Origin of the sequence: Streptomyces lushanensis, assembly GCF_001700515.1 — a bacterium.
In the GTDB taxonomy this organism is placed as follows: Bacteria; Actinomycetota; Actinomycetes; order Streptomycetales; family Streptomycetaceae; genus Streptomyces; species Streptomyces lushanensis.
Window position 1 is genome coordinate 1 of the sequence record NZ_MAUD01000231.1, and the last position, 19289, is coordinate 19289.

Annotated in this window: 19 protein-coding genes and 1 pseudogene; 10 read left to right on the forward strand and 10 right to left on the reverse strand. The window is 72.9% G+C overall.

Annotated elements, in window-relative coordinates:
* The coding region (locus tag BFF77_RS19570; protein ID WP_066951462.1) for a hypothetical protein at nucleotides 1-2358 on the reverse strand (2358 nt) is incomplete at its 3' end.
* A gap of 320 nt (nucleotides 2359-2678) precedes the next feature.
* Between BFF77_RS19570 and BFF77_RS19575 the strand changes: the two genes are divergently transcribed.
* Both BFF77_RS19575 and BFF77_RS19580 read left to right on the forward strand, forming a co-directional pair.
* Nucleotides 2679-3527, forward strand: coding sequence for a DeoR/GlpR family DNA-binding transcription regulator (locus tag BFF77_RS19575; RefSeq protein ID WP_066951491.1), 849 nt, complete (start codon nucleotides 2679-2681; stop codon nucleotides 3525-3527).
* 126 nt (nucleotides 3528-3653) lie between these two features.
* Nucleotides 3654-4121, forward strand: coding sequence for an SRPBCC family protein (locus tag BFF77_RS19580; protein WP_211280274.1), 468 nt, complete (start codon nucleotides 3654-3656; stop codon nucleotides 4119-4121).
* A gap of 27 nt (nucleotides 4122-4148) precedes the next feature.
* On the opposite strand, the gene cds1 is transcribed toward BFF77_RS19580, so the two are convergent.
* Entirely contained in the window at nucleotides 4149-5366 is a 1218-nt protein-coding gene (gene cds1, locus BFF77_RS19585) for an L-cysteine desulfhydrase Cds1 (protein ID WP_245703599.1), read from the reverse strand.
* A 177-nt stretch (nucleotides 5367-5543) separates the two neighbouring features.
* On the opposite strand from cds1, the gene BFF77_RS19590 reads away from it, so the two are divergent.
* On the forward strand, nucleotides 5544-5861 hold the full coding sequence (locus tag BFF77_RS19590) for a hypothetical protein (protein WP_066951465.1): 318 nt from the start codon (nucleotides 5544-5546) through the stop codon (nucleotides 5859-5861).
* Nucleotides 5862-6168: 307 nt separating this feature from the next.
* On the forward strand, nucleotides 6169-6693 hold the full coding sequence (locus BFF77_RS19595; RefSeq protein WP_211280275.1) for an ATP-binding protein: 525 nt from the start codon (nucleotides 6169-6171) through the stop codon (nucleotides 6691-6693).
* 391 nt (nucleotides 6694-7084) lie between these two features.
* Here BFF77_RS19595 and BFF77_RS36950 read toward each other — a convergent pair.
* From BFF77_RS36950 to BFF77_RS19605, 3 genes and pseudogenes are all read right to left on the reverse strand, one after another.
* Nucleotides 7085-7249, reverse strand: a pseudogene (locus BFF77_RS36950) (ABC transporter ATP-binding protein); the annotation flags it as partial.
* Entirely contained in the window at nucleotides 7246-7578 is a 333-nt protein-coding gene (locus BFF77_RS19600) for an SHOCT domain-containing protein (RefSeq protein ID WP_066951467.1), read from the reverse strand. The gene BFF77_RS19600 and the pseudogene BFF77_RS36950, both read right to left, overlap by 4 nt.
* 229 nt (nucleotides 7579-7807) lie before the next feature.
* A complete protein-coding gene (locus BFF77_RS19605) occupies nucleotides 7808-9025 on the reverse strand; it encodes an ROK family protein (RefSeq protein ID WP_066951470.1) in 1218 nt (405 codons plus the stop codon).
* 134 nt (nucleotides 9026-9159) lie between these two features.
* Here BFF77_RS19605 and BFF77_RS19610 point away from each other — a divergent pair, with 134 nt between their 5' ends.
* From BFF77_RS19610 to BFF77_RS19620, 3 genes are all read left to right on the forward strand, one after another.
* Complete coding sequence (locus BFF77_RS19610; protein ID WP_066951472.1) at nucleotides 9160-10413, forward strand: MFS transporter; 1254 nt, start codon at nucleotides 9160-9162, stop codon at nucleotides 10411-10413.
* A gap of 111 nt (nucleotides 10414-10524) precedes the next feature.
* Entirely contained in the window at nucleotides 10525-10872 is a 348-nt protein-coding gene (locus tag BFF77_RS19615; protein WP_066951475.1) for an SCO4225 family membrane protein, read from the forward strand.
* Nucleotides 10873-10965: 93 nt separating this feature from the next.
* Complete coding sequence (locus BFF77_RS19620) at nucleotides 10966-11268, forward strand: DUF6332 family protein (protein ID WP_066951478.1); 303 nt, start codon at nucleotides 10966-10968, stop codon at nucleotides 11266-11268.
* Here BFF77_RS19620 and BFF77_RS19625 read toward each other — a convergent pair.
* The 3 genes from BFF77_RS19625 to BFF77_RS19635 form a co-directional block, all read right to left on the reverse strand.
* On the reverse strand, nucleotides 11229-11894 hold the full coding sequence (locus BFF77_RS19625) for a response regulator transcription factor (RefSeq protein WP_066951503.1): 666 nt from the start codon (nucleotides 11892-11894) through the stop codon (nucleotides 11229-11231). The two genes, BFF77_RS19620 and BFF77_RS19625, sit on opposite strands and share 40 nt — an antisense overlap.
* 65 nt (nucleotides 11895-11959) lie before the next feature.
* Nucleotides 11960-13354 (reverse strand): sensor histidine kinase, encoded by a 1395-nt coding sequence (locus BFF77_RS19630; protein ID WP_079125309.1) that lies wholly within the window; start codon nucleotides 13352-13354, stop codon nucleotides 11960-11962.
* 51 nt (nucleotides 13355-13405) lie between these two features.
* Entirely contained in the window at nucleotides 13406-14254 is an 849-nt protein-coding gene (locus tag BFF77_RS19635; protein ID WP_066951480.1) for a TetR/AcrR family transcriptional regulator, read from the reverse strand.
* A 127-nt stretch (nucleotides 14255-14381) separates the two neighbouring features.
* Here BFF77_RS19635 and BFF77_RS19640 point away from each other — a divergent pair, with 127 nt between their 5' ends.
* Nucleotides 14382-14831: a nitroreductase/quinone reductase family protein gene (locus BFF77_RS19640; RefSeq protein ID WP_066951482.1), complete on the forward strand. Its 450-nt coding sequence runs from the start codon at nucleotides 14382-14384 to the stop codon at nucleotides 14829-14831.
* A gap of 64 nt (nucleotides 14832-14895) precedes the next feature.
* On the opposite strand, the gene BFF77_RS19645 is transcribed toward BFF77_RS19640, so the two are convergent.
* Nucleotides 14896-16182: a geranylgeranyl reductase family protein gene (locus BFF77_RS19645; protein ID WP_107422196.1), complete on the reverse strand. Its 1287-nt coding sequence runs from the start codon at nucleotides 16180-16182 to the stop codon at nucleotides 14896-14898.
* Between the two features lie 150 nt (nucleotides 16183-16332).
* Here BFF77_RS19645 and BFF77_RS19650 point away from each other — a divergent pair, with 150 nt between their 5' ends.
* Both BFF77_RS19650 and BFF77_RS19655 read left to right on the forward strand, forming a co-directional pair.
* Nucleotides 16333-17697, forward strand: a complete 1365-nt coding sequence (locus BFF77_RS19650; RefSeq protein ID WP_066951488.1) for a dipeptidase — start codon at nucleotides 16333-16335, stop codon at nucleotides 17695-17697.
* Nucleotides 17698-17795: 98 nt separating this feature from the next.
* Entirely contained in the window at nucleotides 17796-18485 is a 690-nt protein-coding gene (locus tag BFF77_RS19655) for an MBL fold metallo-hydrolase (RefSeq protein ID WP_425424396.1), read from the forward strand.
* A gap of 271 nt (nucleotides 18486-18756) precedes the next feature.
* Here BFF77_RS19655 and BFF77_RS19660 read toward each other — a convergent pair.
* Nucleotides 18757-19289: NUDIX domain-containing protein (locus BFF77_RS19660; protein ID WP_141698469.1), on the reverse strand; the 533-nt coding region annotated here is incomplete at its 5' end.

The window sequence follows — 19289 nt, forward strand, 5'->3', positions numbered from 1 at the left end:
CTTCGCCGCGGAACGGGCCGCCCGCTGCTGGGGCACCACCGGTGGAGGCAGCCGGTCGAGCAGCGCGGCCCGTTCCGCGGCGAAGTCCGGGTCCGCCTGGTAGTCGGAGTGGCCGAGGACGGGCTCGGGCAGCGGACGCAGCACCGTACGGCCGTAGGCGAGCGGATCCTTCAGCGGTCCCAGGTCCACCTCGGGACGGTCCCCCTCGGCGGGAACGCGGACCGGTCCACCGATCGGGTCGGTGGACCGCCACAGATTGCGCCAGCAGTGCACTTCCCTGCTCAGATCGCTCAGCGGCCCCGCGCCGAAGTACGCGGGGAACCAGCGGCCGTACAGCCGCTCCAGCGGTGACCCGTACGTCAGCAGCGCCACCCGGTGGCGCGTGGCGGCGGGAAGCTGCCAGACGGCCGCCGCGGCCAGCACGCTGCCCTGGGAGTGGCCCGACAGGACGAGCCGACCGCCGGTGCGCGCGGTCCAGGAGGTGATCCGCCAGGTGAGGTCGGGCACGGCGCGCTCGGCGTAGCAGGGCGGTGCGAAGGGGTGGGCCGCGCGCGGCCAGAAGGTGCCCACGTCCCAGAGGATGCCGATGGTGCGCCGGGCCGCGGGGTCACGGTAGGCGCGGCGTCCCCAGGTGACGAACAGTATGAAGCCGAGGCCGACGAGCCAGGAGCCCAGTGCCTGCGCGGTGTCGGCCGCGGACTCCACGAAGGAGTCGGCGCCCTTCGCGGCCTGGCCCGGCACCTCGCCGCTCAGCCAGGACCCGGCGATCGCGGCGGTGCCGAGCAGCAGGGCGGCGCCGGAGATCAGACCGACCAACCAGGGCGTGGCGTCGGTGAGCACGGCCCTGGCGCGGGCGCCCGCCACCTGGTGGGTACGGATCTGGTCCGCGGTCACCTTGCCGTACTCCGACTCGACGACGGGGGCCAGCCGACGGGTGGTGCGTACGGTCCGTACGGCCAGCACGGCGGCCGGGACCAGCAGCAGGGCCAGCAGGACGGGGATGACGGAGGCCTGCCAGCTCAGCAGCACCGGCGGGCCGGCGATCGCGCCGCCGCCCATGCCGGGAGTGGCGTCCCCGTCGAGCCAGTCCGCGACCCGCTGGGCGACCCCGCCGGTCATCACACCGCCGAGCCCGCAGGCGAGCATCGCGACGGCGGGTCCGCCGAGGCCGTGCATCGCGGTCCTCGGGTGCGGCGCGCGGCGGTGCAGGGCATGGGCGGTGACGGCGAGCGCGACGACCAGGGCGACCTGCGCGAGGGCGATCACCCGAAAGGTCATGTCGCCGGGCAGCACACCGGTGGAGACCCAGCCGGGCCTGGACCACGCGGCGTACACCATGGACAGGACGAGCAGGGCGAGCGCGGTGACGGGCAGCCGGCTGATCAGCATCCGGTCGAGCGTGGCATCGCGCCGGCGCTCGCTGCGGCCTCTGCTGCACACCACCCAGAGCGCCACGGCGGCACAGACGAGGAGCGCCGCCTGGAGCAGCCGTCCCGGCACGGCCGTCGACGCGCCTGCGGGGCCGCTGTCGTGTTCGGCGGCGGCCGTCGTCAGCGCCGCGGCGACGGTGAGGAAGCCGACGGCGGTGTGCGCGGCACGGAGCCGGGCGACGAGCCGGCGGCCGTACCAGAATCCGGGACGGCCCATCGCGGGCCGGATCCTCACCGGGCCCTCGCCGGACGCGGGACGCCCCTCGCCGGCCGTGGCCGCGGTGGCTGACGACGTGTCGGCGGGCGGGCGCTGGGCCTCGTACGCGCTCCATGTCCGGTTCGACAGATACCAGAGCAGCCCCACCAGCGCCGTGGGCACCAGCGAGGCGAGGGCGAGCCGCCGGCCGGGCTGCGACCACCAGCCGTGTCCCTCCGGCGACAGGAAGCCGAGCCAGGACCGCTCGGCGACACAGTCCGCCGAGCCAGCGCACTGCCACGCCGTCAGATCGAGCGCGACCTCGCAGACGGCGGCGGTGAGCAGCACGGTGAGGGTGAGGGCGACCAGCCGTACGAGAACTCCGTACAGCCGCTGGGACTTGGCCAGGCCCTTGGTGGCGGGCCGCATCCAGTGCGCGAGATTGACCACCATGAAGGGAAGCAGCAGGAGCCACAGCGCGCGCGAGCCGTTGCCCGAGGTGAGGTTGGACCAGCAGTACGCCTCGGGGACGGGCCGGTCGGTGTAGCGCTCCGGATACCGCTCCGCCTCCGCGTCGTCCCTGCGCCGGTAGACGGCGGCCGTCTCGTCACCGGTGATCCTGACCGTGCGCGGATCGTCGAGCATCTTCTGCGGGGTGGCCCCGCCGACGCCATGGACCAGCAGTTCGAGCGCGGCTCCGCCGCTGCGCGGATCCGGGGTTTCTGGGGGCACTTCGGTGGCTCGCTCTCGCAGTGAACAGGGTTCGGAGTGGATCGGTCCGTGCCGGCGCGTGCCGGCGTGAACAGGGCGGGGACCGGGCACGGCCCGCACGGCGGGGGCACCGGGATCACGGATCCCGGCCGTCGCCGCGCCGCCCTCACGGAATCTCCCCGGGGCCCGTCCCCGCCAACCCCCGGCGCGGGTGTCCGAACCCCGTGCGAGGATGAGGGACCCGTACCGATCGGACATCCTCGGCCATCGGGGACGGCGTGATACGACAAGGGACTACGGCGGACTACGTGGACGACGATCCGGAAAGGGACGGCCCGGCGGTGAGTGACAGTCAGAACCTCCTCGCGGAACAGCGCCGTGCCCTGATCCTGGACGAGGTGCGCCGGCGCGGCGGGGTCCGTGTGAACGAGCTGACGCGCAGGCTCAACGTCTCCGACATGACGGTGCGGCGGGACCTGGACGCGCTGGCCCGCCAGGGCGTCATCGAGAAGGTGCACGGCGGTGCGGTGCCGGTGGTCGAGGCGAGCACGCACGAGCCGGGGTTCGAGGCGAAGTCGGCGCTGGAGCTGGCCGCCAAGGAGGACATCGCGCGGGCTGCGGCGGCCATGGTGGTGCCCGGGAGCGCGATCGCGCTGTCCGGCGGGACCACGACCTATGTGCTGGCCCACCATCTCGTGGACGTACCGGATCTGACGGTGGTCACCAACTCGATACGGGTCGCCGAGGTGTTCCACGCGGCGCAGCGCGCGGGCATGGCGGGCGGCGGGCATCCCGGGGCGGCGACGGTGGTGCTGACCGGCGGGGTGCGCACACCGTCGGACGCCCTGGTGGGCCCGGTGGCGGACCAGGCGATCCGCTCGCTCCACTTCGATGTGCTGTTCCTCGGTGTGCACGGCATCTCGGTGGAGGCCGGGCTGTCCACACCGAATCTCGGCGAGGCGGAGACCAACCGGCGGTTCATGCGGTCGGCACGCCGGGTGGTGGCCATCGCCGACCACACCAAGTGGGGCACGGTGGGCCTGAGTTCCTTCGCGACACTGGACCAGCTGGACACACTGGTGACGGACGCGGGGCTGCCGCAGGAGGCCCGCGAGGAGCTCGCCGAGCTGCTTCCGGGCCTGGTGGTGGCGGGCGGGCCCGAGGACCCGATACCCCCGCAGGACGTCTGACCTCGCGCGCCGTGTGTCCGGCCGTGCCGTCAGCCGTTTGCCGCGTGACGGACCAGGGCATTCGTCCCGTGCCATGCCTAAAATGTACGGTCCCACCATTCGACGCCGCCCAGGGATGTGCTGTCCATGGCCCGCCAACTCCGTTCCGTGGAACTGGGCTTCGCCGAGTCCGCACCCGTGCGTCTGGCGTACACGGGCCTGCTGAGCGCGCCGCCGGAGGCGGTCTACCGCGCGCTCGCCACCGAAACGGAGTCCTGGCCCGAGTGGTTCGCCGCGGTGACCGCCGCCGTGCCCACGCCCGAGGGCCGTACCGTACGGCTCAGGGGCGGTTCACGCTTCCGCGAGACGGTGCTGGCCGCCCAGCCGGACGTGCTCTACGCCTACCGCGCCGACGAGACCGACGCGCCCGGCGTACGCGCCCTGTTGGAGGCATGGCGGCTGGCACCCGCGGGCGGCGGCACCCGGGTGCGATGGACCGTGGCCACCGACGGGACGGCGGTGTACCGCACCGTCCTGCGGCTGGCCCGCCCGGCCATGGGCCGCACCTTCCGGCAGGCGGTCCGCGCCCTCGACCGGCGGCTCACGACGGTCTGAGGGACTGTGTGCCGAGGCCCTTCGGGCTCAGGCGCTGTCCGGCCAGACCCCGTCGGCCAGGAAGCGGTCCAGGGTGACGGTGTACGGGGCGATGTCCAGGCCCTGCCGGCTGAGCCAGGCGTCCGAGTAGTACTTGTCGAGATAGCGGTCGCCGGGATCGCAGAGCAGGGTGACCACACTGCCCTGCGATCCCGCCGCGACCATCTCCGCCACGATCTTCAGCGCGCTCCACAGTCCCGTGCCGGTGGAGCCGCCCGCCTTCCGCCCGATGGCCCGTTCCAGCGCGCGGACGGCCGCGATGCTCGCCGCGTCCGGCACCTTCATCATCCGGTCGACGGCCCCCGGCACGAAGCTCGGTTCCATCCGGGGCCGGCCGATGCCCTCGATCCGGGAGCCGTGTTCGCTGCGCGCCTCGGGATCGTCGCGGGTCCAGCCGTCGAAGAAGCACGAGTTCTCCGGGTCCGGCACACAGATCCTGGTGTCGTACTGCATGTAGCGCACATAGCGTGCGACGGTCGCCGAGGTGCCACCGGTCCCGGCCGTGGCGACGATCCAGGCGGGCTCCGGATAGCGCTCCAACCTCAGCTGCTGGTAGATCGATTCGGCGATGTTGTTGTTGCCGCGCCAGTCCGTCGCGCGCTCCGCGTAGGTGAACTGGTCCATGTAGTGGCCGCCGGTCCTGGCGGCCAGGTCCGCGGACTCCTCGTACAGCCTCCGCGAGTCGTCGACGAAGTGGCAGCGCCCGCCGTGGAATTCGATCAGCCTGCACTTCTCGGCGCTGGTGGTACGGGGCATGACCGCGATGAACGGCACGCCGATCAGCTTGGCGAAGTACGCCTCGGAGACCGCCGTCGAGCCGCTGGACGCCTCGATGACCGGCTTGCCGGGACGGATCCAGCCGTTGCACAGTCCGTAGAGGAAGAGCGAGCGGGCGAGCCGGTGCTTGAGGCTGCCGGTCGGATGGGTCGACTCGTCCTTGAGATAGAGGTCGATGCCCCACCGCTCGGGCAGCGGGAAGCGCAGCAGATGGGTGTCCGCGGAACGGTTGGCGTCGGCCTGGACCTTCCGTACGGCTTCCTTGAGCCACGCTCGGTACCCGGCGTCGCTGCGGTCCACGTCGACGGTCGCCCTGACCTCCCCGCCGCCCGCCGCCGTGGCCCCGGCCGCCGTCCCGTCGCCGGCCGTCGTGGCGGCCTCGGCCGCTCCCGCGCCGTCCCGTTCTCCCGCGCTGTCCCGTCGCGTCATGCCCGTGGCCCTCGTCTCCTCGTCCCCCTCCTGAAGGTACCCCTACCACCTGCGCGAACATCTGCTTTGGGCAGCCATAGCGATGCCTTGGAGACCCTGTGGGCAAGGCGCTCTGGTGTCCATGCGCATACTTGGGCAGACTGCTGTGAGGGGTATGCACGGAGGGGGCTGAGGGCCATGGCTGAGCCGGAGTTCGACGCGCGCGGGGTACGGATAGAACGGTGGCCCCGTTCGCTCACCAAGGCGGGTCAAGTCCTCATCCAGGACGGCAGGCTGGCCCTGCTGACCAGCTACGGCCGGGTGATCGACAGCGCGCCGCTGCGGGCCGTGCGGACGGCGAGACCGTGGTTCGCGGGCCGTGGCAGCACGGTCGCCACCGTGAACGGGATCCGCTACCGGCTGACCATGGGCCAGCGTGATCGCAGACCCGACGCGTCGGCGCTGGCCGTGCGGTTCATGGAGGCCGTCAGCCGGGCCAGCCGCAAGAGCACATGACCCGTGCGCGGAGCGCCGGACCGCCGGCAGGGCACCCGCCCTGCCCTCGCGGCGCCTGATCCGCCACGAACACATGGTCTGCGGCAGAGCGTCCGACCGACCGTTCAAGACGTGATCGGCCTTTGATCCGCCGCGAGTTGCGAAGCGGAGTCCCCTGGTTCACTCTGGTCTCACATCACTCAGGGTGAACCGGCGGTAACACTGCGATCCAGCCCCCGCCGGGCCGGGGACAGCAGCGAGCCAGCGAGCGAGTTGCCGGACCCGATCCTTCGTCGTCTTCCGGACCTCATTTCGGGGAGTCGCAGCCGTGATCAGCCAGCCCCGCAGGCATTGCACGGTGGAGCTCCAGGCCCTGCCGTCGCGGATCGGTCAGGTCCGCAGAATCATCTCCGCCCAATTGCGTTCTTGGCATCTCGATCCCTTGATCGACCAAGCGGCACTCGGCGTCACCGAGCTGCTGACCAACGTCCACCGCCACGCGCAGCCCGACAAGCTGTGCACCGTCGACATCGAGCTGCTGCTCGAACGCCTCATGGTCTCGGTCAGTGACCACGACCCCCGGATACCGACGGTCAACCGAGCCAATCCCTTCGACACAGGCGGCCGGGGTCTCGCGCTGATCGCGGCCGTGAGCGAGAGCTGGGGCGTGCGCGCCCGGGGCGATACGGGCAAGAGCATCTGGTTCACTCTTCCCGCGCCTCCGGCCGCGCTCTCCCGGGCCCCGAGTCCGGTGTACGGGGCGACGACCGACGGGCCCTTCCCGGGCTTCGGGTCCGGCGCTCCGGCCGGCGAGCACAGGGCCGCCGCGGTCCGCTCCGTCATGGTGAGCTGACCGCGCGACGGTACCTGCGTACCAGCGGTACGTATCGGACCGGCCGCGCGTACCGGACCGGCCGGACAGCCGGACGGCCCGGCACGTGCGGAACTGACCGGCCGGCACATCCAGGGGCCGGCCGGCCCGTCCTGCGCGCCGCGTGCCACTCCCCGCTGCTCCGCGGCGATGGCGGGTGTGGCGAGGACTCCGGCCGCGATGGCGCCCGGGCTCAGCACGCCCAGGGCCGTCCCGGTGAGCGCGCGCCCGGGAGCCACCCGAACGGTCCACCGCGGTCTTGCGCGGCGCGGCCGGCGGGGCGGTGCGGCCGGCCCGCACGGCCGGCAGCAGCGCGGAGCCCAGGCGGACGAGGACACCGACGGCGAGCGGCAGCGCCAGGGAGGGCGCGCCGGGTGGATTTGCCCGAACCGGAGGGCCCCGTGATCGCGGTGAAGCGGCCCGCCGCGAAGCCGACGCTCACCTCGTCCAGGGCCCGCACCTCCGTATCGCCCTTGCCGTAGACCTTCACCGCGTCGACGACACGCGCCGCGGTACCGGTCACCGTGGCCGTACTCATGCCCTGCCCGCCTTGTCCGTACGGCCGAACTCCTCGTCCAGTACGGACAGCCGGCGCCAGTACTCGTCCTCGTCGATCTCACCGGCCGCGAACCGGCGGCCGAGCAGCGCGATGGGCGACCGGTGGTCGTACGGGGTGCCCGCGAGTCGCCGGGGGCCGCGGAATCCGCCGCTCCCGGACCCGCCGACGACGCCGGCACCGCCGCCCCCGCCACCGCGCCGTACGGTGCGGCGCAGGAGGGCGAGGGCGCCGGACACGACCGCCGCCCAGAACAGGGGGAACAGCAAAATCCACGGGCCGGGCCCGCCGTGGAAGGCCAAGGTGTTCAACTCGGTTCAGCTCCTTCGGAAAGGTTCTCGCTGTCTTTCCTTGTCGCTTCCGAGCTTCGCGCCGGGAGGGGCCCGAGTCGTCGTACGGCCAGCGGCCGTGCGCGTACCACCCGGGAAGTAGCCGCAGGGCCCGGCGCTGCTCCCGGCCACGCTCCACCGCGCGGAACGCGGCGCTTGAAACGCGCCGTGCGCGGCGCCCGGTGGGCGGGCGCAATCGGCGGGTGGGGGCTCAGCGCGTGAGCGCGCCCAGCGGATCGTCCAGCACCGGCTGCCAGGCCACCTCGGCCGCGCCCACCAGGCTGTTGTGGTCGAGCGTGCAGGGCAGAATCGGTACGCCGCCGCCCCGGCCCCACAGACTGCGGTCGGCCACAACGGCGTGCAGCCGCTCCGGATCCGCGTCGAGCAGCTCGCGGTGGAGCCCGCCGAGGATGATCCGGTCCGGGTTGAGGATGTTGACCAGCCCGGCGAGACCGAGCCCCAGCCGGTCGATCAGCTCTTCGGTGGCCCGGCGTACGGCGGGGTCGGTGTACTCCGTCAGCAGCAGATCCCGCGACTGCTGGAGCAGGGAGACCTCGGGTCCCGGCGCGCGGCCCGCGGCGGTGAGGAAGGCGAGCGGGTCGGCCTCGACGTCGAGACAGCCCTTGCCGCCGCAGTAGCAGGGGCGGCCCTCCGGATTGACCGTGAGATGGCCGACTTCGAGGGCGAGGCCCGAACTGCCGGTGTGCAGACGGCCGTCGAGGACGAGCGCGCCGCCGACCCCGCGATGTCCGGTGGCGACACAGAGCAGATGCCGGGCACCGCGGCCCGCGCCGTGCCGGTGCTCGGCCAGGGCGGCGAGGTTGACGTCGTTCCCGGTGAAGGCGGGGCCCTCGATACCGGCCGCGCGCACCCGCTCGGCGAAGACGTCACGGACCGGGGCACCGGCCGACCAGGCGATGTGCAGCGGATTGAGGGCGGTGCCCCCGGGCTCGGCGACGGCCGAGGGCACGGCGAGGCCCGCGCCCACACAGCGCCGTCCGGTGGCACGCAGCAGCGCGGCCCCGGCCTCCACGGCCTCCCCGAGCACCTGGGCCGGGTCGGCCGAGACCGTACCGCAGCCGGGCGCGGTGGCGACGATACGGCCGCCGAGCCCGACCAGCGCGACCCGGAAGCCGTCGACGTGCACCTGGGCGGCGAGGGCTACGGGCCCCTGGTCGTCGACCGACAGCCGGTGCGAGGGCCGCCCCTGGGAGCCCGCGGCGGCGCCGGGCCGCGAGTCCACCCGGATCAGCCCGAGGGCCTCCAGCTCCGCGGCGACGGCCCCCGCCGTGGCCCGGGTGACGCCCAGCTCCGCGGTGAGCACGGCCCGGGTGGGCGCGCGACCCGTATGAACCAGCTCCAGTGCCGGGCCGAGCGCGCCGCGGCCTCTCTCCAGCCTCGTCCGGGTAGTGGTCCCCTTGCCGTCCATGGAGGCGAGTCTCCCATGATCCGAAGGCACAACGACCTCCTCGGCCCCACCTTGCACGGACACCGGGCCTCACAGCCCTGTTCGGTGCCACCGCCCGGCTTGTACGGATGGCCCCTCGCGCCTATTCTCATTTTGTGCCGCATCTAAACAAAGTAGGGACGGCCGTCTCGGGGGGCGACGACACGGACCTCGCGGCCCGGTCCTCGCTGTCCCGGCTCCGTACCGCGCTGACCGTCTTCTTCGCCCTCGACGGCTTCCTGTTCGCCGGCTGGGTCGTCCGCATCCCCGCCGTCAAGGAGCGGACCGGGGCTTCCGAGAGCGACCTCGGTCTGGCCCTGCTGGGCGTCTCCGCGGGCGCCGTGGTCACGATGGTGTTCACCGGACGGCTGTGCCGGCGGTTCGGGAGCCGTCCGGTGACCGTGGTGTCGGCGGTGCTGCTCTCGCTGAGCATCGTCCTTCCGCCGCGGGCGCACTCGGCGCCGGCGCTCGGGCTGGTGCTGCTGGTCTTCGGCGCGGCCTACGGCGCGCTCAACGTCTCCATGAACAGCGCGGCCGTCGATGTCGTCGCGGCCCTGCGGCGGCCGGTGATCTCCAGCTTCCACGCGGCGTTCAGCCTCGGCGGCATGGTGGGGGCGGGACTCGGCGGGCTGGTCGCGGGCGGTCTCTCCCCCACCGTCCATCTTCTGCTCCTGACCGGTGTCGGGCTGCTGGTGACCGCGGTGACCGGGCCGGTGCTGCTGGGGCGGCGCGTACCCGCGCCCGTGCCGGTGTCCGCTCCCGGAGCCCGGCCGGACGCGGCGCACGCGCCCCGTGGGCATGGGCCGGGCACACGGCGGACGGTACTGCTCCTCGGCGTGATCGCCCTGTGCACGGCGTACGGCGAAGGCGCGATGGCCGACTGGAGCGCGCTCCATCTCACCGAGGACCTCGGCGCCTCCCCGGGGCCGGCCGCCGCCGCCTACTCCCTCTTCGCCCTCGCCATGACGGCGGGCCGGCTCTCCGGCACGGTCCAGCTGGAGCGGCTCGGCCAGAACCGCGCCCTGGTCCTCGGTGGTCTCACCGCCGCGCTCGGGATGCTGCTCGGCGCCCTCGCGCCGACGGCCTGGGCGGCGCTGGCGGGCTTCGCCGTGGCCGGTCTCGGTCTCGCCAACATCTTCCCCGTGGCCGTCGGCCGCGCGGGCGCGCTGGCGGGACCCGGCGGTGTCGCCGCCGCCTCCACGCTGGGGTACGGCGGGATGCTGCTGGGGCCGCCCGCGATCGGCTTCCTGGCCGACTGGTTCTCGCTTCCGCTCGCCCTGACCACGGTCGCGCTGCTGGCGGCGGCGGCCTCGGTCGTCGCCCACGCGGCGCGGCACATGTCGGCGGAGCCCGTACACCGGCCGGCCTGAGTACCTCCGGGGCGCGGGGGCAGGCTACGTACACAGGCTGAGTGGACGTACTCAGGCACGGCCCTCCGATTCCGCGCACCCTGGAAGTACCGCACCTCAGGGGAGAAGATCATGGCTTCCGGACCGCTGACCGCACTCGCACGGCTGACCTTCGGGAACCGCGTGTCCCAGATCTATCTCGGTCTGGTCGCGGCGGCGGCCGTCTACGCCGCGGTGGACACCCTCTTCATGGCCCACCCGGACGCGTCGTTCGCCGGAGTGTGGGTGTTCTTCCTCGCGGCGCCGACCGTCTTCGCGCTCTTCCTCGGCGCTGAGCTGGTCGGCGGTACGTTCGCCGACTCCGCCGCGTTCGTCTATCCGGCGCTGGTGCTCTCGGTACTGATCCAGGCGGCGGCCCTGGGCGGTTTCGTACGGCTGCTGCGCGACCCGCGGCGTCCTTCGCACCCGCGCGAGGTCTGACGGGCAGGGCCGCCACGACCCCGGCCTGATCCGGTGCGGCCGTCCCGGGCGGGGCGCCTTCCCATCGCTCCGCGGCGGCGTCAGACTCGGTTCATGGGGACTCGGAGCACTGCCGAACGGGATGCCGTCACCGTCGAGATCGGCTTCGCCGTGGTGACGGGGGCTCTCGCGGCGGGGCTGGTGTTCGCGGTCGTCGCGGGGCCCGCGTGGTACTTCGGGCTGCCGGAGATCTTCCGGCGCGCCGGGGCGGTGGCGGCGGCTGCCGCGTTCCTGGCGCGGGTCGTCCAGGTCCTCTGGCGCTTCCCCCGGCGGACGGGCACGGTGGCCGGGCCGTACACCCCGGCGGACCCGCCCGCTCAGCCGAGCCAGCCCGGTCGTACGAGTCCCGACTCATAGGCCAGCACGACCAGTTGGGCGCGGTCGCGGGCGCCCAGCTTCACCATCGTCCTGCTGACATGTGTCTTCGCGGTGAGCGGGCTGACGACCAGCCGGCGGGCGATCTCCTCGTTGGAGAGACCGATACCGACCAGGGCCATCACCTCCCGCTCGCGCTCCGTCAGTTCACCCAGCCCGGCGAAGTCCGCCGGAACCTTGGAGCGTGACGCGAACTCGGCGATGAGCCTGCGTGTCACTCCCGGCGACAGCAGCGCGTCGCCCGCCACCACCGCCCTCACCGCGCGCAGCAGTTCGTCCGGCTCGGTGTCCTTGACCAGAAAGCCGGAGGCGCCGGAGCGGATCGCCTCGAAGACGTACTCGTCGAGCTCGAAGGTGGTGAGCATGACGACCCTCACCTGGCCGAGCCCCCGGTCCTCGGTGATCCGGCGGGTGGCGGCCAGACCGTCCAGCAGGGGCATCCGGATGTCCATCAGCACCACATCGGGCCGGAGTTCGCGCACCCGGCGCACCGCCTCCTCGCCGTCGGCGGCCTCGCCGGCGACCTCGATGTCCGGCTGGGCGTCGAGCAGCGCGCGGAAGCCCGCCCGTACCAGCGACTGGTCGTCGGCGAGCAGCACACGGATCACGGTCACCCCTTGGTCCTCAACGGTCGCTTCCCGGCCCTCAAGAGCCACTCTCCGGTTCTCGGCGGTCATTCCCCGGCCCTCACCGGAATCGTCGCCCGGACGCGGAAGCCGCCGTCGGGCCGTGGTCCGGCCTCGATCGTGCCACCGAGAGCGGCGGCGCGCTCGCGCATACCGACGAGACCGTTGCCGCTGCCGCCCGCGTCCTTGCCGGTCGCGGGTCCCTCGTCGTCCATGCGGAGTTCGAGCAGTCCGGGCGTGTACTCGACCCGGACCCGCGCGGTACGGGAGCCGGAGTGGCGCACCACATTGGTCAGCGCCTCCTGGATGATCCGGAAGGCGGCCAGATCGGTGCCGGGCGGCAGCGGGACCGGGCGTCCCTCCCGCAGGATCTCGACGGTGAGCCCGGCGCCCGCCGCCTGTTCGACGAGTTCGGGCAGCCGGTCGAGGCCCGGCGCGGGCGTACGCGGGGCGTCACCGGGCGTTCTGAGCGTGTCGAGGACCTGCCGTACCTCGCCGAGCGCCTCCTTGCTCGCCGCTTTGATGGTGGTGAGCGCCGTACGGGCCTGTTCCGGGTCGGAGTCGAGCAGGGCGAGCCCCACGCCAGCCTGGACATTGATGACGGAGATGGAGTGGGCGAGCACGTCATGCAGCTCACGGGCGATCCGCAGCCGTTCCTCGTCCTGTCTGCGCTTCTCGGCCGCCCGGCGCTCGGCCCCCTCCCTGGCCCACTGCTCCCTGCGGACCCGGACGACGTCGGAGGCCGCGCAGAGGGCGAACACGAAGGCGGCGATGACGAGTTCCTGTCCCCAGGGCGCCGCGTGGTCGTGCGCCGGAGGCAGCAGGCGGTAGAGCCAGTGCGCGATGAGCACATGGCCGGCCCAGAGCAGCCCGACCGCCCACCACGCCGCCCTCCGGTGGCCCGCGACGATCGCGGCGAAACAGGCCACGCCCACGGTGATGAAGATCGGCCCGTACGGGTAACCGGCGGCGAAGTAGATCAGGGCGCTCGCCGAGACGCCGAAGACGGCGACGACGGGGTGGCGGCGGCGGAAGAGCAGCAGAACGGGTCCGGCGAGCAGCAGCAGCCGCGCGTAGATGTCGAGAGGGAGACTCTCGCCGTGCTGGTCGGCCCCGGCGAAGGTGGTTCCGACAAGAACGAGGACCGCCAGGAACAGGGTCGAGGGCCAGGGCAGACGACGGCCCGGCCGTCCGCCGCCGGACCGGAAGCCGGTGGCGTCACCGGACCCGCCACCGGCATCCCGGCCGGACCGTCCGTCGGCCCATCGGCCGCGCCCGCCGCCGAAACGGTCACCGAACCGCCCGCAGCGCCGGCCGCCGGGCCCGTCCCCGGGGCCCCGGGACGGCAGGAACGATGGTCCGGCGCGCCGGGCGGCAGGACCGTTGCGCCGACCGCCGGGACGGCCGCTGTTCCGGCGTCGACCGGCGGGCTGCTCTTCCATACCGTCACGCTAGACCGGCCGGCGGTCCCGGGCGTCAGCCATGTGTGGCGATCACACATACTCCCTGGGGAGTACGGCCCGACCGGCCTCCTCCACCCCGAGGTCCCGCATCCCGACCTCGTGCGCCAGACGTCGCGTGGCCTGCGCGAAGAGTTCGTCGCGGGCCTCGACGAGATGGTTGAACTGGCCGAAGACCTCGAACGAGATCAGGCCGAAGAGCTGCGCCCAGGACGCCAGCAGCGCCGCCACCACCTCAGGCGGCAGATCGAGGCCGAACTGGGCGGTCAGCCGCTCGGCCTCCGGGCGCAGCTCGTCGGAGAGGGCGGGCGGTGTGATCCCGCCCGCGCGATGGGCGTCCCGGGCGACGGAGATCAGCGCGAAGGCACCCCGGGACGCGGGCGCGACGGTGAGCAGGGGAGCCGAGTAGCCGGGTACGGGAGAGCCGTAGATCAGCGCGTATTCGTGCGGATGGGCGAGGGCCCAGGCCCGTACCGCCGCACAGACGGCGATCCAGCGGCCGACATGATCGACCGGCCCGCTCGCCGGGCCGACCGGGGTGACGGCACCGGCCGACGTGACGGCACCGGCCCGCGTGGCCGAGCCGGCCCGCGTGGCCGAGCCGGCCCGCGTGGCCGAGCTGGCCGGACCCCCGGCCGCCAGGGCCTGTTCGGCGGCCGAGCCCACCGCGTCATACGCGTCGACGATCAGTTCCGTCAGCAGTTCGTCCCGGCTCGGGAAGTAGCGGTAGAGCGCGGACGACACCATGCCCAGCTCACGGGCGACGGCGCGGAGCGAGAGTTTCGCGGCGCCCTCGGCCGCGAGCTGTCTGCGCGCCTCGTCCTTGATCGCCGCCGTGACTTCGGTACGGGCCCGTTCCCTGGCTCCACGGATGGTGGTCATGGAGAGCAGTGTGCCATGTTGTGGAGCATCGCACCAAAAAGAGAGCAGCGCTCTTGCTTCGGAGTACCCGCTCGCACACACTGCTCTCAAGCGAGAGCACCGCTCTCACAGTCGTGGAGGAGTCACCATGGCAGAGCTCTACTACCACCGGTCCGGCCGGTTCGCCGGCGCGCTGAACAACATCATCGGCCGGCTCGCCCGGCACGGGGTCAGCATGATGGGCACGGCGGAGATGTCCGTACGCGGTCGCAGGAGCGGGCAGATGCAGCGCATCCCCGTCAACCCGCACGTCTACGAGGGAAGCCAGTACCTGATCTCGGCCCGGGGCCACTCGCAGTGGGTACGGAACATGCGCGTGGCGGGCGGCGGTGAGCTGCGGGTGGGCCGCCGGATCCGGACCTTCACCGCCACCGAGGTCCCCGACGGCGAGAAGCTCGCGGTGCTGCGCACCTATCTGGAGCGCTGGGGCTGGGAGGTCAACCAGTACTTCCGGGGAGTCACCGCGAAGTCCTCGGACGCGGAGATCATCGCGGCGGCGCCCGACCACCCGGTCTTCCTGATCAGCACGGACTCCTGACCAGGAAGGACGCGCGTCATCGGGACGGACGCGCGGCGAACCACCGGCGGGCCGCCGCAGGCGCTCACTCCTTCGCGCCCGCCTCCGACGCGGCGGCCGGCTCCGGCACGCTCTCCTCGGACACGACGGGCGCGGCCTGCCTGCGGTCCAGCACATCCAGCGCGCGCCGGGCCAGCGGATGGTTCCGTACGAGACCGGCCAGCGACGTCGAGCCACGGGCGATGTCCGCGAACGCGTTCCAGGCCGGGCGCAGACCGGTGATCGCCGCGTGCAGCAGTCCCGGCCGGCGCTCGAAGATCGCGAGCATCCGCCGGCCGACGCCCATCTCCACACCGAGGCCGGCCTTGATCGCGAACGCGTAGTTCAGCGCCTGACGGCGCGCGTCCACGGCGTCGTGCGCCTCGGAGATCCGTACCGCCCACTCGCCCGCCAGCCGCCCGGACCGCAGCGCGAAGGAGATGCCTTCCCTGGTCCAGGGCTCCAGCAGACCCGCCGCGTCCCCGCACACCAGCACCCGGCCGCGCGAGAGCGGTGAGTCGTCGCTGCGGCAGCGGGTGAGATGCCCGGACGAGACCGAGGGCTCGAACCCGGCGAGCCCGAGCCGGGCGATGAAGTCCTCCAGATAGCGCTTGGTCGCCGCGCCCTCGCCACGCGCCGAGATCACACCGACCGTGAGGGTGTCGCCCTTGGGGAAGACCCAGCCGTAACTCCCGGGCAGCGGGCCCCAGTCGATGAGCACACGTCCGGCCCAGTCCTCCGCGACCGGCGGCGGCACCGGGATCTCCGCCTCCAGGCCCAGATCCACCTGGTCGAGCTTGACCCCGACATGCGCGCCTATCCGGCTGGCACTGCCGTCGGCGCCGACCACGGCGCGCGCCAGCACCGTCTCGCCGTCGGCGAGGACGACGGCGACCGTACGGCGGTCGGGCACGGCGGGGCCGTGCTGCTCCACCCGTGAGACGGTCACGCCCGTACGGAGCACCGCGCCGGCCTTCTGCGCGTGCTCCACCAGACTCGCGTCGAACTCAGGGCGGTTGAGCAGCCCGAAGAGCATCCGCTTGGAGCGGCGCGTACGGGCCAGCTTTCCGTTCAGCGAGAACGTCACCGCGTGCACCCGGTCCCTGAGCGGCAGCTCGAAGCCCGGCGGCAGCGCATCGCGCGAGGGCCCGATGATTCCGCCCCCGCAGGTCTTGTAGCGGGGCAACTCGGCTTTCTCCACCAGCAGCACCTGACGGCCCGCGACCGCCGCCGCGTATGCCGCGGAGGCGCCCGCCGGTCCTGCGCCGACCACGACGACATCCCATACCGGCTCGTCGTGCTCGCTTCCGGCGTCTGCGTTCTCGCTGCTCACGATGTGCTTCTGCTCCTGATCCGACCGGTGGCCCGTATTGTCGAACGGCATCCTACGGCGCTGGCCCGGCAAGCCCGCTGTGGGAGGATCTGCTGAACCCTTCGACGTACACCCGACTGACACAACGACGCAGCCACCAGGAGCGTGCCCATGACCGCGAATCCGATCGCCGGGACCGTCGCGTCCCTCCTGCCCCGTGCCCGTACCGAGCTCGCGGAGCTGGTGGCCTTCCGTTCGGTGGCGGATCCCGCGGTGTTCCCCAGGAGCGAGTGCGAGGCCGCCGCGGCGTGGGTGGCCGACGCGCTGCGCGCCGAAGGGTTCCAGGATGTCTCCGTCCTCGACACCCCGGACGGTACACAGTCCGTCTACGGTCTGCTGCCCGGCCCCGAGAACGCTCCGACGGTGCTGCTCTACGCGCACTACGACGTACAGCCGCCGCTCGACGAGTCGAGCTGGCTGACACCGCCCTTCGAGCTGACCGAGCGCGACGGCCGCTGGTTCGGGCGCGGCGCGGCCGACTGCAAGGGCGGCTTCCTGATGCATCTGCTCGCGCTGCGCGCCCTCAAGGCGAACGGCGGCGTCCCGGTGAACGTCAAGGTGATCGTGGAAGGTTCGGAGGAACAGGGCACCGGCGGTCTCGAACAGTACGCAGAGGCGCACCCGGAGCTGCTCTCCGCCGACGCGGTCGTGATCGGCGACGCCGGCAACTTCCGGCTGGGAGTGCCGACGGTCACGGCCACACTGCGCGGGATGACGATGCTGCGCGTACGCATCGACACACTCGAAGGCAATCTGCACTCGGGCGCGTTCGGCGGAGCCGCACCGGACGCGCTCGCCGCGCTCATCAAGGTGCTGGACTCGCTGCGCGCGGAGGACGGTTCCACCTCGGTGGACGGTCTGGCCGCGGACGCCGAGTGGGACGGGATCGTCTACGAGGAGGCCGACTTCCGCGAGGACGCCAAGGTGCTCGACGGAGTGGGGCTGATCGGCGACGGCTCGGTCGGCGACCGGATCTGGGCGCGGCCCGCCGTCACCGTGCTGGGCATCGACTGCCCGCCGGTGGTCGGCGCCACGCCGTCCATCCAGGCGAGCGCGCGGGCGACGGTCAGTCTGCGGGTGGCGCCGGGCCAGGACGCGACCGAGGCGACCGAGCTGCTGACCGCGCACATCGAGAAGCACACGCCGTGGCGGGCGCGGGTGTCGGTGGAGCAGGTCGCCCAGGGCGAGCCGTTCCGCGCGGACACGTCGAGCCCGGCGTACACGGCGATGGCGGCGGCGATGCGGATCGCGTATCCGGGACAGGACATGCAGACGGCCGGTCAGGGCGGCTCCATTCCGCTCTGCAACACCCTGGCCGCGCTGTATCCGAAGGCGGAGATCCTGCTGATCGGGCTGAGCGAGCCGGAGGCGCAGATCCACGCGGTGAACGAGAGTGTCTCTCCGGAGGAGTTGGAACGGCTCTCGGTGGCCGAGGCGCACTTCCTGCTCAACTACGCGGAGTCCAAGCGGGACTGAGTCTCTCCGTCGGGAGCGACCTCGGGTTCGCCGAGAGCGTTGATCGCCGAGAGCGTAGATCCGTACGGTGGACGTGACTTGCCGCGTACGTTCACCGTATGGACCTCATCGACCTCGTGGAGATCGGCCCCCGGCTGCACATGCTCCGCTTCCCGATCGGCCAGGCCTATCTCTGGCGCGACGGCGGCGACGGCCGCGGCGAGGAGCGGCTCACCCTCGTCGACGCGGGACACAGCCGTGCCGCGCGGGACATCGAACGGGCGATCGGCGGCCTGGGCGCGGACCCCGGGGCACTCCGCCGTATCGTCCTCACCCACTGCCACCGCGACCATGTGGGCGCCGCCGGCGAGCTGGCCGAACGCTACGGCGCCGAGGTGCTCGCGCACCGGCTCGACGCACCGGTGGTCCGGGGTGACGCGCCGGTGCCCGAACCGGTGCTGCTGGACTGGGAGATCCCGCTGTACGAGCACGGGCTGACGGTGCCGCCGGCGCCGCCCACCCGGGTCGACCGGGAGCTGGAGGACGGCGACGAACTGGACTTCGGCGACGGCGCCCGGGTGGTGCACACCCCCGGGCACACCGACGGTTCGATCGCCGTCCATCTGCCGCGCCACGGTGTGCTGTTCGTGGGCGACACCATCGCCTCCGTGGGCGGGATCGCACTCGGTGTCTTCCATGTGGACCGCGAGCGCGCCCAGGAGTCGATGCGCCGACTCGTGGCGCTGACCCCGTCCACGGTCTGTTACGGCCACGGCGACCCGACACCGGGCTTCGGCGGCCTCGGCTAGGCCCTGTCCGGCCGATCTTCGCAGGCCCGGAACGATCCTCCGCCCTGCGATGCTCCCCCGTGGCCTGAACGGCACGGGAGGTACCCCCTCCACCAGCCGCCCCGGGCCGATCCACGAAGATCGACCGGACAGGGCCTAGCCCGTGTGCCCGGTCGGTCCTCGTGGACCAGGCCGGAGCGCCCACCCCGCCCGTATGCCCGCCCGGGCCCGTGACGAGCGGGCGGGCGGGCCGCACCGAGCCGTGCCGCGCGGAACGGTGTGCCGGTCGCGGTCAGCCGACCGGCACACCGTCCTCCAGGTTGAGCACCGTCCCGCGCTCCCGCGCGCGCAGTGCCCAGCGCAGCCGCTCGTACCGCGCCGGCGGCAGCAGTCCCGCCGCCTCCTCCTCGCCCACGAAGCGCCAGCCTCTCAGCTCGCGTCCGGGCAGCAGCAGTGCTCCGGCCAGCCGCGCGGGCAGCCGCCCGCCGTCGAAGAGCAGGCGCAGCCCGCCGTATCCCGGTGGCCGCGGCGGCTCCCAGTCGACCACCAGCAGCCGGGGCACCTCGGTCAGTTCTATGCCTATCTCCTCGGCGACCTCCCGTATCCCGGCCTGCGCGGGCGCCTCGCCGGCCTCCACCACTCCGCCCGGGAACTCCCAGCCGGGCTTGTACGTGGGGTCCACGAGCAGCACCCGGTCCTGCTCGTCGAAGAGCAGTACTCCGGCGGCGAGGGTCTCGGCGGTGGGCTCGGGCGTCTGGACGATCTCACAGACGCGGGCCGCGCCGGTCCGCACCGCCGCCGCGAGGGAGACGGCCGTCTCCCGGG